13 protein-coding genes are annotated in these 13,855 nt (G+C 71.6%); 8 read left to right on the top strand and 5 right to left on the bottom strand.

Annotation, left to right across the window (positions count from 1 at the left end; all coding sequences use genetic code 11):
* Positions 1–29 precede the first annotated feature (29 nt).
* The 6 genes from FM119_RS10575 (at position 30) to FM119_RS10600 (ending at position 5,995) form a co-directional block, all read left to right on the top strand.
* Positions 30–821, top strand: a complete 792-nt coding sequence (locus tag FM119_RS10575) for a biotin--[acetyl-CoA-carboxylase] ligase (RefSeq protein ID WP_179205295.1) — start codon at positions 30–32, stop codon at positions 819–821.
* 45 nt (positions 822–866) lie between these two features.
* Positions 867–1,409: a PH domain-containing protein gene (locus FM119_RS10580; RefSeq protein WP_087137922.1), complete on the top strand. Its 543-nt coding sequence runs from the start codon at positions 867–869 to the stop codon at positions 1,407–1,409.
* A gap of 83 nt (positions 1,410–1,492) precedes the next feature.
* A complete protein-coding gene (locus tag FM119_RS10585) occupies positions 1,493–2,626 on the top strand; it encodes a 5-(carboxyamino)imidazole ribonucleotide synthase (RefSeq protein WP_087137924.1) in 1,134 nt (377 codons plus the stop codon).
* Between the two features lie 60 nt (positions 2,627–2,686).
* Positions 2,687–3,211, top strand: coding sequence for a 5-(carboxyamino)imidazole ribonucleotide mutase (purE, locus tag FM119_RS10590; protein ID WP_245827441.1), 525 nt, complete (start codon positions 2,687–2,689; stop codon positions 3,209–3,211).
* Positions 3,208–4,560: an LCP family protein gene (locus FM119_RS10595; RefSeq protein ID WP_245827446.1), complete on the top strand. Its 1,353-nt coding sequence runs from the start codon at positions 3,208–3,210 to the stop codon at positions 4,558–4,560. Before purE ends, FM119_RS10595 begins: the two co-directional genes overlap by 4 nt.
* A gap of 199 nt (positions 4,561–4,759) precedes the next feature.
* Positions 4,760–5,995, top strand: a complete 1,236-nt coding sequence (locus FM119_RS10600) for a M23 family metallopeptidase (RefSeq protein ID WP_087137926.1) — start codon at positions 4,760–4,762, stop codon at positions 5,993–5,995.
* A 63-nt stretch (positions 5,996–6,058) separates the two neighbouring features.
* On the opposite strand, the gene FM119_RS10605 is transcribed toward FM119_RS10600, so the two are convergent.
* From FM119_RS10605 to FM119_RS10625, 5 genes are read right to left on the bottom strand one after another with little or no spacing between them, the layout of a single operon-like run.
* Complete coding sequence (locus FM119_RS10605) at positions 6,059–7,195, bottom strand: glycosyltransferase family 4 protein (RefSeq protein ID WP_087137928.1); 1,137 nt, start codon at positions 7,193–7,195, stop codon at positions 6,059–6,061.
* Complete coding sequence (gene rfbD / locus FM119_RS10610; protein WP_087137930.1) at positions 7,192–8,061, bottom strand: dTDP-4-dehydrorhamnose reductase; 870 nt, start codon at positions 8,059–8,061, stop codon at positions 7,192–7,194. Before rfbD ends, FM119_RS10605 begins: the two co-directional genes overlap by 4 nt.
* A 53-nt stretch (positions 8,062–8,114) precedes the next feature.
* Positions 8,115–10,670 carry a DEAD/DEAH box helicase gene (locus FM119_RS10615; protein WP_087137932.1) on the bottom strand — a complete coding sequence of 852 codons (2,556 nt, stop codon included), beginning with the start codon at positions 10,668–10,670 and terminating at the stop codon, positions 8,115–8,117.
* A complete protein-coding gene (locus FM119_RS10620) occupies positions 10,667–11,419 on the bottom strand; it encodes a polyprenol monophosphomannose synthase (RefSeq protein WP_087137935.1) in 753 nt (250 codons plus the stop codon). Before FM119_RS10620 ends, FM119_RS10615 begins: the two co-directional genes overlap by 4 nt.
* On the bottom strand, positions 11,412–12,020 hold the full coding sequence (locus FM119_RS10625) for a GtrA family protein (protein ID WP_245827447.1): 609 nt from the start codon (positions 12,018–12,020) through the stop codon (positions 11,412–11,414). Before FM119_RS10625 ends, FM119_RS10620 begins: the two co-directional genes overlap by 8 nt.
* A gap of 258 nt (positions 12,021–12,278) precedes the next feature.
* On the opposite strand from FM119_RS10625, the gene FM119_RS10630 reads away from it, so the two are divergent.
* Together FM119_RS10630 and rfbA are read left to right on the top strand one after the other, a co-directional pair.
* Complete coding sequence (locus tag FM119_RS10630) at positions 12,279–12,911, top strand: dTDP-4-dehydrorhamnose 3,5-epimerase family protein (protein ID WP_087137937.1); 633 nt, start codon at positions 12,279–12,281, stop codon at positions 12,909–12,911.
* Positions 12,908–13,774: a glucose-1-phosphate thymidylyltransferase RfbA gene (rfbA, locus tag FM119_RS10635; RefSeq protein WP_087137939.1), complete on the top strand. Its 867-nt coding sequence runs from the start codon at positions 12,908–12,910 to the stop codon at positions 13,772–13,774. The genes FM119_RS10630 and rfbA overlap by 4 nt, the downstream gene beginning before the upstream one ends.
* Positions 13,775–13,855: the final 81 nt, after the last annotated feature.

Genomic DNA, 13,855 nt, shown 5'->3' on the forward strand with positions numbered 1-13,855 from the left:
GCGTGACGGGCCGCCGCTACGCTGACCGGGTGAGCATCCGCAGCGACTACCCCCTGACGACCGCGATCGCGAGCCGGCTGTTCGCGCCGGGCGTCGTGGACTCCACCTCGGACGAGCTGGCGCGTCGGCTGGTCGACGACCCGGCGCTCCCCGACGGCACGACCGTGGTCAGCGCGGCGCAGCGCGGTGGACGCGGGCGTCTGGGTCGCTCGTGGTCGGCACCCGACGGCACGATGCTCGCCCTGTCCACCCTCGTCGACGTCGGATCTATCCCGGCGTCGCTGCTCGGCTGGCTGCCGCTGCTCAGCGGCGTCGCGGTCGCCGACGCCCTCGAGGACGTCGCTCCGGGGATCGGCGCGCGCCTCAAGTGGCCCAACGACGTCCTCGTGTCCGGCGGCAAGATCGCCGGGATCCTTTGTGAGCTCCGCGAGGGGTCGCCGCTCAGGGCGATCGTCGGGATCGGGATCAACACCGGCATGACCGAGGATCAGCGTCCGGTGTCGACGGCGGGATCGCTGGCGATGGAGGGGGTCGACGGCGTTCCCGATGACCGCCTGGCCAGCGCGGTGCTCGCGCGGCTGGGCGCGCTCGTCGGCGACTGGCGCGACGCCGGGGGGGACCCGGTCGGCTCGGGGATCGCCGCGCGCGTGGACTCCCTCTGCCAGACCCTCGGGCTGCGCGTGCGCGCGGAGCTGCCGTCGGCTGAGCTGATGGGCACGGCGCTGCGCATCGACGGCGAGGGGCGGCTCGTCATCGGGGTCGACGGCGCGGCCGAACAGGCGGTGTCGGCGGCGGACATCACCCATCTGCGCGCGCTCTGAGCGCGCCGTGCTCCCTCCGCGGGAGCCGGTGATAGTAATAGGGGTATGAGTGGAACGGACTGGTCGCAGGCCCGCGAGGTCGACGATGAGCGTCCGCTCGTCCCCACCGAGTGGGAGGTCGCCCGGGTCCGCGCGAGCGCCAGGGGCCTGCTGCTGCCCGCTGTGCTGTTCGTCGCGCTCTGCGGCCTCGTTCCGTTCGCCCTCGGGTTCGTCGACCGCCCCTGGCAGGCCTGGGTGCTGCTCGGCTCGGCCGTGGTCGTCGCCGTCTTCGGCTGTGTCATGCCGTACCTCATGTGGCTCAGCCGCTCGTACACGATCACGTCCCGCCGCGTCATCGTCAAGCACGGTGTCTTCGTCAGGACCCGGCGCGAGATGTTCCACTCCCGCGGGTACACCGTCACCCTCAGGCGCGGCCCCATCCAGTCGATGACGAGGTCGGGGACGGTGACCCTGTCCAACGGGATCGACGCGCCGCTCGCGCTCGACGACGTCGCCGGCGCCGGACGGGTCGCCGACGCGCTGACGGAGCTCGTCGAGCGCTCCCAGTCGGCCAGGCCGCGCACCGACGCGACCCGCGTCCTGGGCTGACGGAGCCCGCCTTTTCGGCTGACGGCGTCCGGTGCGCCAAGATGGTCCCACGGACGTTCGGAGCAGGGCCGGGAGGAGCACGGATGAAGCGGGTCGGGGTAATCGGCGGAGGACAGCTGGCACGGATGATGATCGCGCCCGCGGTGGAGCTGGGGCTGCCGATCGGCGTCCTGGCCGAGGCGGAGGGGGCACCGGCCGCGCTCGCGACCACGCTCGTCGGCGACTACAGGGACCTCGAGACCGTCCGGGCCTTCGCGGCGACGGTCGACGTCGTCACCTTCGACCACGAGCACGTCCCGCAGGCGGTGCTGCGCGCGCTCGTCGCGGACGGCGTGGTCGTGCGTCCGGGACCCGACGCCCTGCAGTACGCGCAGGACAAACTGCTCATGCGCGAGCGGCTCGGCGAGCTCGGGCTGCCCGTGCCCGCGTGGGGCCGGGTGGCCTCACCGGAGGAGCTCGCCGCGTTCATCTCCCGCCACGGACCCCGGGTCGTCGTGAAGACGCCGAGGGGCGGCTACGACGGCAAGGGTGTGCGGGTCATCGAGCACGCAGCCGAGGCCGACGACTGGTTCGCCTCGCTGGCGGAGGACGGCAACGGCGGCAGTCTGCTCGTCGAGGAGTTCGTCGAGTTCTCTCGCGAGCTCGCTCAGCTGGTGGCGCGACGGCCCGGCGGGGAGATCGCCCTGTGGCCCGTCGTCGAGACGGTCCAGAAGGACGGCGTGTGCGCCGAGGTCGTGGCCCCCGCGCCCGCCTCGGACGGCCCCGTGTCCGAGACCGCGGCGGCCATCGCCGTGGCCGTCGCCGAGGGGCTGGACGTCACCGGCGTCCTCGCGGTCGAGCTGTTCGAGACGGTCGACGGGAGGGTGCTCGTCAACGAGCTCGCGATGCGGCCGCACAACTCGGGTCACTGGAGTCAGGACGGTGCGGTCACCGGCCAGTTCGAGCAGCACCTCAGGGCCGTCGTCGATCTGCCGCTCGGCGACCCGAGCCCGCTCGCCCCCGCCGCGGTCATGATCAACGTGCTCGGCGGCCCGGAGGGGCAGAGCATGCCCGACCGCTACGACCGGGCCGCGGCGCTGAACCCCTCGGCCAAGCTGCACTCCTACGACAAGCTCTCCCGTCCGGGGCGCAAGGTCGGCCACGTCACCCTCATCGGCGACGACGCGGAGCGCGTGCTCGCCGACGCGAGGGCGGTGGCAGCGGTCTTCGCGGACTGATCCGGGACGCACGTGTGCCGCGCAGCTGATCTCCACGATCGGCGCTCTACGATGGTGCCCATGTCTTCACCCTCCACGCCTGCCGAGCCGTCGGCCTCCCCGCTCATCGGCGTCATCATGGGCAGCGACTCGGACTGGCGCGTCATGCAGGACGCGGTCGCCGTGCTCGACGACTTCGGCATCCCCTGCGAGGTCGACGTGGTGTCGGCGCACCGCACCCCCGAGCGCATGGTCGAGTACGGGCGGACGGCGCGCGAGCGCGGCCTCAGGGCGATCATCGCCGGCGCGGGGGGCGCGGCGCACCTGCCGGGGATGGTGGCCGCCGTCACGACGATCCCCGTCATCGGCGTCCCCGTCCCGCTGAGCCACCTCGACGGGATGGACTCGCTGCTGTCGATCGTGCAGATGCCGGCGGGGATCCCCGTCGCGACGGTGTCGATCGGCGGCGCGAAGAACGCCGGGCTGCTGGCCGCCGCGGTGCTGGGCAGCTCCGATGCGGAGCTGGGCGCCCGGCTGGACGCGTACCGCCGTGACCTGAACGATCAGGTCGAGGTCAAGCGCCAGGCGCTGCGCCAGAAGCGATGAGCGCGACCGTGTCCTCGACGCAGCCCATCCGCGACCCCGACGTCGATTCGCAGCGCCTGATGGGGCGGCGGGGCTGGTGGCTTGTCGTCCTCAACGTGCTCATCCCCGGCTCGGCCCAGGTGCTGGCGGGGAACAAGCGGCTCGGTCGGATCGGCCTGAGCGCGACGCTGACCCTCTGGGCTCTCGTCGTGGTCACCGTCATCCTCGTCCTCACGGCACGCAGCTGGCTGCTCTCCGTCGCGCTCACCCCGTGGTTCCTCATCGTGGTGCAGGTGCTGTTGGCGCTGTACGCCGTGCTCTTCGTGGTGCTCACGCTCGACACGCTCCGGCTGGTGCGGCTCGTGCGGCTGTCGGGCACCTCGCGCGGTCTGGTCGCCGTGCTCACGGTCGTCGGGCTCGTGCTCAGCGTCGGCGGTGCGTCGTGGGGCTCGTACCTGGCCGGTGTGGCCGGCGGGGGCATCGGCTCGATCTTCTCGGCGACGCAGTCGCTGCCCGCCGTGGACGGGCGCTACAACGTGCTGCTGCTCGGAGGGGACGCGGGCGACGACAGGGAGGGGCTGCGGCCGGACAGCATCTCGGTCGTCAGCATCGACGCGGACAGCGGTGAGGCCGTCATGATCGGCCTCCCGCGCGACATGCTCGGCGCGCGCTTCGCCGAGGGCTCGCCGATGGCGGCGAGGTACCCGGACGGCTACTGGAACTGCGACGTCGACGTCTGCAAGCTCAACTCGATCTACACCGAGGCCGAGGTCTGGCACGCCGACTACTATCCGGACGCCGTGGCGAACTCCTCCAGCCCCGGCATCGAGGCGACGAAGGATGCCGCCGAGGGCATCACCGGTCTGACGATCCAGTACTACGTGCTTGTCGACATGGCAGGGTTCTCGAGCCTCATCGACGCGCTCGGCGGGGTCGACATCGAGGTGACCGAGCGGCTGCCGATCGGCGGCGACGAGAACTTCAACAACGTCGACGAGTGGATCGAGCCGGGCATGCACCACTTCAACGGCTACTACGCGCAGTGGTACGCGCGCAGCCGGCACGGGACGAGCGACTACGACCGGATGGCGCGGCAGAAGGAGCTCATCGCCGCGGTGGTCAGCCAGTTCGAGCCGGTCAACGTGCTGACCAAGTTCGAGGACGTCATGTCCGCCGGTTCGGACCTCATCAAGACCGACGTCCCGGCCAACCAGCTCGGCTTCTTCGCCGAGCTGGCGAACAAGACGAGGACGCACGAGCTGCGCACCTACGACCTCACGCCGGAGAACGGCGTCGACCAGGACAACCCCGACATCGACGCGATCCACACGGCGGTCGAGGCGGAGCTGGAGGCGACCCCGACGCCCTGATCCACTGACGCGTTATCTTTTCGTGACAAATTCCGGGGAAAGGTCGAAAGCGCGTCCGCACTGTCGTATCCTCGAATGGTCGTCGATCCCCGGATCGCGGCGACGTCCCGGAATCCCACCCCCGCTGTCTTCCGGAGACGAGTACCCGAACGTTCGCGACAGGACCCCTGTGTCGGTGGGATCTGGAGGCATTCACCCCGTGGCAAACAGCACAGACCCGACCCGGAACCCGGGACACGGCGACGACGCCGCTCCCGCCAGGGACGCGGCCGCGCCGATGACCCGACGGCAGCTTCGCGAGATGCGCCAGGCGCAGGAGGACGCCGTCCGCCGCGTCGATGAGGCGTCGGGACCGGTCGAGGCGTCGGGACCGGTCGAGCCGTCGGTGCCCGTGTCGGCTCCGCAGCCCGCACCTCGTGCCTCCGAGCGTCCCGGTTCCGTGCGCCCGGCCGCCGGTGGGGGCGCGGGCGACGACCGCACCCCCGAGCGATCACGTGTTCTGCCCGCCGAGATCAGCAGCCACGATGCGGTCCACCCGCTCGACACCCTCCCGCTGCCGAGCGTCGCCCGCCGTCCCTCCGCCTCGCGCCGATCCGCTGCCCCCGCCCGCCCCCGCTCGGCGGCCAGCGCGACGATTTCCCTCTCCTCCTTCTCCGCGGCACCGCCGGCGGCCCGTGCTCGGCGCCGCGCCCCGCGCACGGCCGCGGCCGCGCCGCGCAAGTCGGTCAAGACCTCGCTCATCGTCGGGCTCGCCGTCCCCGGACTGTTCGCGACCGCCGCACTGCCCGCGTATGCGCTCGGCGGCGACGGCTCGGTCGCGGACGCCAAGGCCAGCCTCAGCGGAGTGGCTCAGAGCCAGTCGCTCTCCGTCTCGGCCGAGGTCGCTCCCGTCGACCTCGCGGCCGACGACTACGGCACGAGCAACGGCTCGGACCAGATCGCGGCGTCCGCGGCCGGATCCGGTGACACGGCCGGCGCGCTCGACTCCTACCTCAACGCCTCGGACGACGGCTGGTGGCGTCCCCTTCCCGGCCCGATCACCTCGCCCTACGGTCCCCGCAACCTCATCTGCAACGCCGTCGGCTGCTCCAACTCGGTGCATGAGGGCATCGACTTCGGCAACGACTGCGGCACTCCCATCCGAGCGGTGGCCGACGGCAGGGTGACCTTCGTCGGCGACGCGGGCGGCTACGGCAACCGCGTGATCCTCGAGCACGACGACGAGGACGGCCAGAAGCTCGAGACCGTCTACGGCCACCTGCTCAGTGGCTCGATGTCCGTTCAGGTCGGCGACGAGGTGTCCGGCGGCCAGATCATCGCCGAGGTCGGTGCGACCGGGGTCGTCAGCGGCTGCCACCTCGACCTCAAGATCATGCTCGATGGCGACACGACCGACCCCGACCCGTTCCTCGTGGGCAAGGGCGTCACCGTCTGACCCCTCACCGACGACGGAGGGCCCCGACCGAACGGTCGGGGCCCTCCGCAGTTCGCGGCGGGATCAGAGGTCGGCGTGCAGCTGCCAGATCTGCTCGCCCGTGGACGCCCAGCTGTAGGCGCGGGCGCGGTCCTGACCGATGACCGCGAGCTCCGCCCGGCGTTCCTCGTCGGAGACGAGCGCGGCGATCGTCGCCGCGAGTCGCACGCTGAAGCCCTCGCCGTCGAGCGGGACGACCTCAGCCGAGTCCCCGGCGACCTCGCGGAGGGAGGCGTCGTCGGAGATCACGACGGGTGTGCCGAAGCTGAACGCCTCCAGCGCCGGAAGGCCGAAGCCGACCGCGCGCGACGGCAGAACGAAGGCGTCCGCCCTGTCGTACAGCACGGCGAGATCGGCGTTGCTGACCCGGCCGAGGGCCCGCACGCGGTCCGGGTCGACCCCCGAGGAGGCGAGCACGGCCGCCACCGAGACCTCGCCCCACGGCTCGCCGCCGACGATGAGGAGACGGGCGTCCGCCAGTGCGGGCTCCGCGAGCGCCGCCACCAGCTCGGTCAGCCCGCGGCGGGGGTCGAGGTCGCCCTGCGCGAGCAGGTAGTGCTCGGGCAGCTCCAGGCGCTGGGCGCGCCACTCCGCGTCGACGGGGAGCGTCAGCTGGGGTGACACGCCGTGCTCGATGACGCGCACCCGATCGCCGAGCGCGACGATCTCGGTCAGCTGCGCAGCCACGGCGTGGGAGGGCACGATGACGGCGTCGGCGAACTTCCGCGCCCGGCGCAGCATCGCCTTCTGCCAGGCGACCTCGGAACTGTGCAGGGACTTCGGGTGGGTCCACGCGAGCGTGTTGTGGACCGTGACGACGGACTGCGCGCTCTCGTAGCGACGGTCGTGCTTGCGCAGTGGGGCGAGCAGGTCGGGGGCGTGCAGCATGCCGGGGGCGATGCCGGTCGCGAGGCCCAGCTGCCACGCGGTGCGCAGCTCGCGGTGGGGGAGCGGCGAGACGTGCAGGTCCGCCAGGCCGGGCAGCCGTTCCGCGATCGCGGCCGCACCGGCGCTCCCGCTCGCCGACACGATCCCCTCGACGACGCAGTTGCGCGGCGCGGTCGCGATGAGCGCGCGGGCGAGCTCCTCGGCGTACCGCGAGACGGAGGTGGGCTGCTCGACGGTGAGCCGGTCGAGGACGAGGCGAAGCACCGCGCTCATGCGTCCGCCCCTGCGGGGGGTGCGACGGCCCCGACGGCGACCGCCTCCTCGAGCGCCTCGCGCCAGTCGCGCGGGGCAGCGATGCCGACGCGGGCCCAGGCGTCGTGGCCGAGAACGGAGTAGGCCGGACGGGGCGCTGGCCGGACGAAGGCGGTGCTGTCGGTCGGCTGCACGCGCTCCGGGTCGAGGCCGGAGAGCTCGAACACGGCCCGGGCGAAGCCGTACCAGCTCGTCTGGCCGGCGTTCGTCCCGTGGTAGATCCCTGCGGGAACGCCGGCGTCGACGAGCCGCGAGATCTGCTCGGCGAGGTCCCTCGTCCACGTGGGCTGCCCGAGCTGGTCGTCGACGACCTGCACGGTGTCGCGGCTGCGCGCGAGCGTGAGCATCGTACGGGCGAAGTTGGGACCGCCGGCGCCGTAGAGCCACGCCGTCCGGACGACGGCCGTGCCGTCGGGGTGCGCGGCGAGGGCCTGCTCCTCTCCCGCCGCCTTGGTGCGGCCGTAGGCGCTGACCGGACCCCGTGGCGCCGACTCGGCGTACGGGGTCGTCGCCGTTCCGGGGAAGACGTAGTCGGTCGACACCTGGATGAGGCTCGCCCCGTGGCGCTCGGCCGCCTCCGCGAGCAGGCGCGGCCCGGTCGCGTTGACGGCGAGGGCGCGCTCCTCGTCCGTCTCGGCGGCGTCGACGGCCGTGTAGGCGGCGGCGTTGATCACGACGTCGTGCCCCGCGACGGTCTCATCGACCGCGGCGGGGTCGGTGACGTCGAGCTCGGCCCTGGTGAGGGCGGTCAGTCGATGGTCGCCGAGCACGGTGATCAGGTCCTGGCCGAGCATCCCGCCCGCACCGGTGATGAGTATGCGCCCCATGTGTCCCTCCTGTTCGCCCCCCGGCCGTGTGCACCGGGCAGACGTGCTCGAGTCTAGTTGTCGGTGTCCTGCGGGAGCTGACCACTGGGGCCGAAACCCGTGACGCGGACGACCGCCTCGCCGCGCTGGACCGACGCGGCGAGGTCGACGCTCGCGGTGATGCTCCAGCCGCGCTCGTCGTGCGGGTCCTCGATGATCTGCCTGACCCGCCAGCTGTCCCTGCCCCTGTCGACGAGGAACAGCTCGGGGCTGCGCGCGGACGGCCCCGTCCCGATGGCGTCGTGCTCGTCCCAGTAGCCGTCGGCCGCATCCGCCCAGGCATCGGCCGTCATGCCGATGCCGGAGTCGAGGGCGCCGAGCGCGTCGTAGTCCTCGCGCTCGAGGAGCAGGACGCGACGGAACATCTCGTTCCTGACCATCACGGTGAAGGCGACGGGGGAGTCGAGGACGCTGCGCGGCCTGACCTCCGCCTCGACCGCGGGGCGGGCGACGGCGTCCGGGTCGGCGAGCAGCGCCCACTCGTCGAGCAGGCTCGAGTCGGTCTGCGCCACCACCTCGCCGAGCCAGCTGATCAGGTCGCTGAGCGCCTCGCTCTTCTTCTCGTCGGGGATCGTCTGCCGGAACGCCCTCACGGCGTCGGACAGGTAGCGCAGCAGCACGCCCTCCGAGCGCTGGATGCCGTGGAACGCAACGAACTCGCCGAAGGTCATGGCCCGCTCATACATCTCGCGCACCACCGACTTGGGGCGCAGCTCCTGGTCGCCGACCCAGGGCGAGGCCGCCCGGTACTCCTCGAAGGCCGCGGTCAGCAGCTCGTCGAGGGGCTTCGGGTGGGTGACCTGCTCGATGAGCTCCATGCGGGTGTCGTAGTCGACCCCGTCCGCCTTGAGCGCCTGGATGGCCTCCCCCCTCGCCCTGTGCTCCTGGGAGAGCAGCACCGGTCGGGGATCGTCGAGCGTCGCCTCGACGATGGAGACGATGTCGAGCGCGTACTCCACGCGGAGCGGGTCGTCGTCGTCCCTCGGCTCGATGAGCTCGAACGCGGCGAGGGCGAACGGGGACAGCGGCTGGTTGAGGGCGAAGCCTGGCTGCACGTCGACGGTCACCTCGAAGCGCACGGCGCCGGCGTCGTCGACGGTGCGGACCACGACACCCGAGCGCAGCAGCGCCTGCACGATGCGGATCGTCTGGACGGCGAGGGCGCGCTGCCTGCTCCGCGGCTCGTGGTTGTCGAACACGAGCGCCCGCAGGATGGCGAAGGCGTCCCCGCCGCGGGCGATCACCGCGAGCACCATGGCGTGCGAGATGCGCATCTGCGACACGAGGGTCTCCGGCGCCTTCGCGATGAGGCGGTCGAAGGAGGGCTCGCCCCAGCTGACGAAGCCGTCGGGGGCCTTCTTCCGGACGATCTTGCGCTTCTTCTTGGGGTCGTCACCGGCCTTCTGGACGGCCTTGAGGTTGTCGATCTCGTGCTCGGGGGCCTGCGCGATCACCGTTCCGGCCGTGTCGTAGCCCGCCCGGCCCGCGCGTCCGGCGATCTGGTGGAACTCTCTGGCGCTCAGCTGGCGCATGCGGGTGCCGTCGTACTTGGTCAGCGCGGTGAACAGCACCGTGCGGATGGGAACGTTGATCCCGACGCCGAGGGTGTCCGTGCCGCAGATGATCGGCAGCAGGCCGTCCTGGGCGAGTCGCTCGACCAGACGCCGGTACTTGGGCAGCATCCCCGCGTGGTGCACGCCGATGCCGAGGCGGAGGAGGCGGTTGAGGGTCGTGCCGAAGCCGGAGCTGAAACGGAACCCGGCGATCGCCTCGCCGATCTGGTCCCGCGCCCCCCGCGACACCAGGCCCATGCCGGCCAGGCCCTGCGCACGCTCCAGCGCCTGGGCCTGCGAGAAGTGCACGATGTAGACCGGTGCCCTCCCCGTGTGGATGATCTCGTCGACCGTCTCGTGCACCGGAGTGGTCGCGTAGTCGAAGCTCAGCGGGACGGGTCGCTCCACCCCGGTGACCTCCACCGTGGGGCGTCCGGTCCGCCTGCTGAGGTCCGCGGCCAGCTCGCTGACGTCGCCGAGCGTCGCCGACATGAGCAGGAACTGCGCGTGCGGGAGCGTGAGCAGGGGCACCTGCCACGCCCAGCCCCTGTCGGGGTCGCCGTAGTAGTGGAACTCGTCCATGACGACGGTGCCGACGGGGGTGTCCTCGCCGTGGCGGAGAGACAGGTTCGCCAGGATCTCCGCCGTGCAGCAGATGATGTCGGCGTCGGGGTTGACGGCGGAGTCGCCCGTCATCATGCCGACCCTGTCGGCGCCGAAGATGTCGACGAGGGCGAAGAACTTCTCCGACACCAGCGCCTTGATCGGCGCCGTGTAGTAGCTGCGCTCGCCGCGGGCCACCGAGACGGCGTGCGCGGCGATCGCCACCATCGACTTCCCCGTGCCCGTCGGGGTCGACAGGATCACGTTGGCCCCGGCGACGAGCTCGAATGCGGCCTCCTCCTGCGCGGGGTAGAGGGTCAGCCCCCGGTCGGACGCCCAGGACTCGAACACGTCGAAGACGGCGTCCTGCTCGGCCTCGGGGGTGTCGGCGAGGCGATCGGCGAACGCGGTCACCTGCGGGCTCCCCGCCGGCCGAGGCGGCGGACGAGGCCCCACCCGGTCACCCGCACCATCGCCTCGGCGACGATCGCGGTGCTCATCTTGGAGTGGCCGAGCTGCCGCTCGCGGAAGACGATGGGGTGCTCGACGACGCGGTAGCCGGCGTCGAGCGTCTCCAGGGTCATGCCGACCTGGAAGATGTATCCGTGCGCGTGCACCTCGTCGAAGTCGATGGCGCGCAGCGCCTCCGCCGTGTACACGCGGTACCCGGCGGTGGCGTCTTTCACGTCGATGCCGAGGGCGGCCCTGACGTACCAGTTGCCCCCTCGGCTGAGCAGCTGCCGCCGTCGCGGCCAGTCCTCGATCCCTCCGCCGGGGACCCAGCGTGAGCCGATGACCAGCCCCACGCCGTCCCTGGCGCCCTCGGCGGCCAGGCGGAGCATCGCCGGCAGCTGGTCGGCCGGGTGCGAGCCGTCGGCGTCCATCTCGACGAGGTAGCGGTAGCCGGCCGACAGCCCCCAGCTAAAGCCCTGCAGGTACGCGGTTCCGAGCCCGAGCTTGCCGCTGCGGTGCATGACGGTGACCCGGGGCTCCTCGGCGGCGATGCGGTCGGCGAGCTCGCCGGTGCCGTCGGGGGAGTTGTCGTCCACGACCAGCACGTCGACGTCGTCGAGGGTGGACAGGATGCGCTCCAGCACGAGGGGGATGTTCTCGACCTCGTTGTAGCAGGGCACGATGACCAGCGCGCGGCCGGGGTCAGGCATGACGGTCCTCTCCCGTCAGCGTGGCGACGCCGCCGGTGGCGGGTGCGGTGGGGGTCAGGACGGACCCCGGCCCGGTCGGGCGTGCTGCGGCGCGCCCCCTGTCCTCGGTCGGCGTCCTGTCGCGGTACACCCAGGTCCTCAGCAGCGCGAAGCGGAACGCGGTGCCGAGCCCGAGCCCCACGACGTTGCTGGCGATGTTGTCGGCGACGATCGAGGTGAAGCCCAGCACGTAGTGGCTCACCCACAGGCATCCGAGCGTGATCGCCATGCCGCCGAGCGACACCAGCACGACCTGGACGAACTCCGTCCCGACGGTCATCCGGCCGGGGCCGCCTCCCGCACGGCCGCGCCGGAACGTCCAGCTGCGGTTGCCCAGCCAGTTGAGGACGATGGCGACGCTGACGCTGATGGTCTTGGCGCCGAGCGGCGACTGCCAGGGGACGTCGGTGCCGAAGACGCCGAGCCGGAGCAGGTTGAACAGGGTCACGTCGACGACGAACCCGACGCCGCCGACGACGAGGAACTTGGCCAGCGACGCCGACAGGTGGCGGATGCGACGCCTCAGGCGCGACGGTGTGCCGTCGATGGGCGGTGGCGTCACGAGGTCCTCTATCGGGTATCGGGAGTGGAACGGCGACCTCGGGAGGGTGTCCTGCAGTCTTGACGTGAGGCCTTCATCTTACTGTGCACCTCGTGCGCATGGGAGGGCGCTGTGGCGATCGGATCGGCGGGGGGAATGCGGGGTCGGCGGGCGCGGCCGCTGGTGCCCCTCCGCTCCCCGGCGTCGCTTGGGCACGTCGCTCCCAGGCGTCGGCGGCGTGCTCGCGGCGCGGTCAGGCGCGATTGCTAGGATTCCCCCGTGCAGATCCGCGAACTCACCATCCCCGACAGCTACGAGATCACCCCCCAGGTGTTCGGCGACGACCGCGGGGTGTTCCTCGAGTGGTACCGCTTCGACCGCCTCGAGGAGACCATCGGCCACAGCCTCGACCTGCGTCAGGCCAACACCTCGATGTCCTCCCGCGGGACGCTGCGGGGGATCCACTTCGCCGACATCCCGCCGAGCCAGGCCAAGTACGTGACCGTCACTCACGGCGCGGTCGTCGACTACATCGTCGACATCCGCGTCGGCTCGCCCACCTTCGGCCAGTGGGACTCCGTGCTCCTCGACGACGTCGACCGCCGCGCCGTCTACCTGGCCGAGGGCCTCGGGCACGCCTTCGTCGCCCTGACCGACCGGGCGACCGTGAGCTACCTGGTGTCCTCGACCTACGCCGCGGAGCGCGAGCACGGCGTGAACCCGCTCGACCCCGACATCGGCCTGGCCATCCCCGAGGCGGCCGGCGAGCTGCTGCTGTCCGAGAAGGACACCGCGGCGCCGAGTCTCGCCGAGGCGGCCAACGCCGGCCTGCTGCCCACCTGGTCGCAGGCGAGGGAGTTCTACGCACAGCTCAACGCGGGCGGCACGCACGAAGGGGGACAGGGCTCATGAAGGGCATCATCCTCGCCGGGGGATCCGGTACCAGGCTTTGGCCGATCACCAAGGGCATCTCCAAGCAGCTGATGCCGATCTACGACAAGCCGATGGTGTACTACCCGCTGTCGACGCTGATGATGGCCGGCATCAGCGAGGTGCTGATCATCACCACCCCCGAGTACAACGACCAGTTCCGCGCGCTCCTCGGCGACGGCTCCGAGCTGGGCATGCGGATCGAGTACGCCGTCCAGCCCTCGCCGGACGGCCTGGCGCAGGCCTTCGTCATCGGCGAGGAGTTCATCGGCGACGACAGCGTCGCCCTCGTCCTCGGCGACAACATCTTCCACGGGGTCGGCCTCGGCTCGGCCCTCACGAGCGGGCCCGAGTCGCTCAGCGGGGCGCAGATCTTCGCCTACCAGGTCTCCAACCCGCGGGCGTACGGCGTCGTCGAGTTCGACGAGTCCATGACGGCCGTGTCCATCGAGGAGAAGCCGGCGGAGCCGAAGTCCAGCTACGCCGTCCCGGGCCTGTACTTCTATGACAACTCCGTCATCGAGGTCGCCAAGTCGATCACGCCGAGCGAGCGCGGCGAGCTCGAGATCTCCTCCGTCAATGAGCACTACCTCGATGCGGGAACGCTGCAGGTGCAGGTGCTCGAGCGCGGGACCGCCTGGCTCGACACCGGCACCTTCGAGTCGATGATGCAGGCCGCCGACTACGTCCGCGTCATCGAGCACCGCCAGGGCTACAAGGTCGGCTGCATCGAGGAGATCGCCTGGCGGGCCGGCTGGATCGACGACGAGCAGCTGCGCACCCTCGCGGCTCCGCTCATCAAGAGCGGATACGGCCAGTACCTGGTCGACCTCCTCGACTCCTAGCCGCGCATCGGTTCGGCCGGACGGTCGGCTAGTCTGGTTCGGTCGAGTCGCCGCGGGCGGACAGTGCCGGGCCCGCTCGTC

The sequence above is a fragment of the Mycetocola reblochoni REB411 genome (assembly GCF_900163835.1).
In the GTDB taxonomy this organism is placed as follows: domain Bacteria; phylum Actinomycetota; class Actinomycetes; order Actinomycetales; family Microbacteriaceae; genus Mycetocola_B; species Mycetocola_B reblochoni.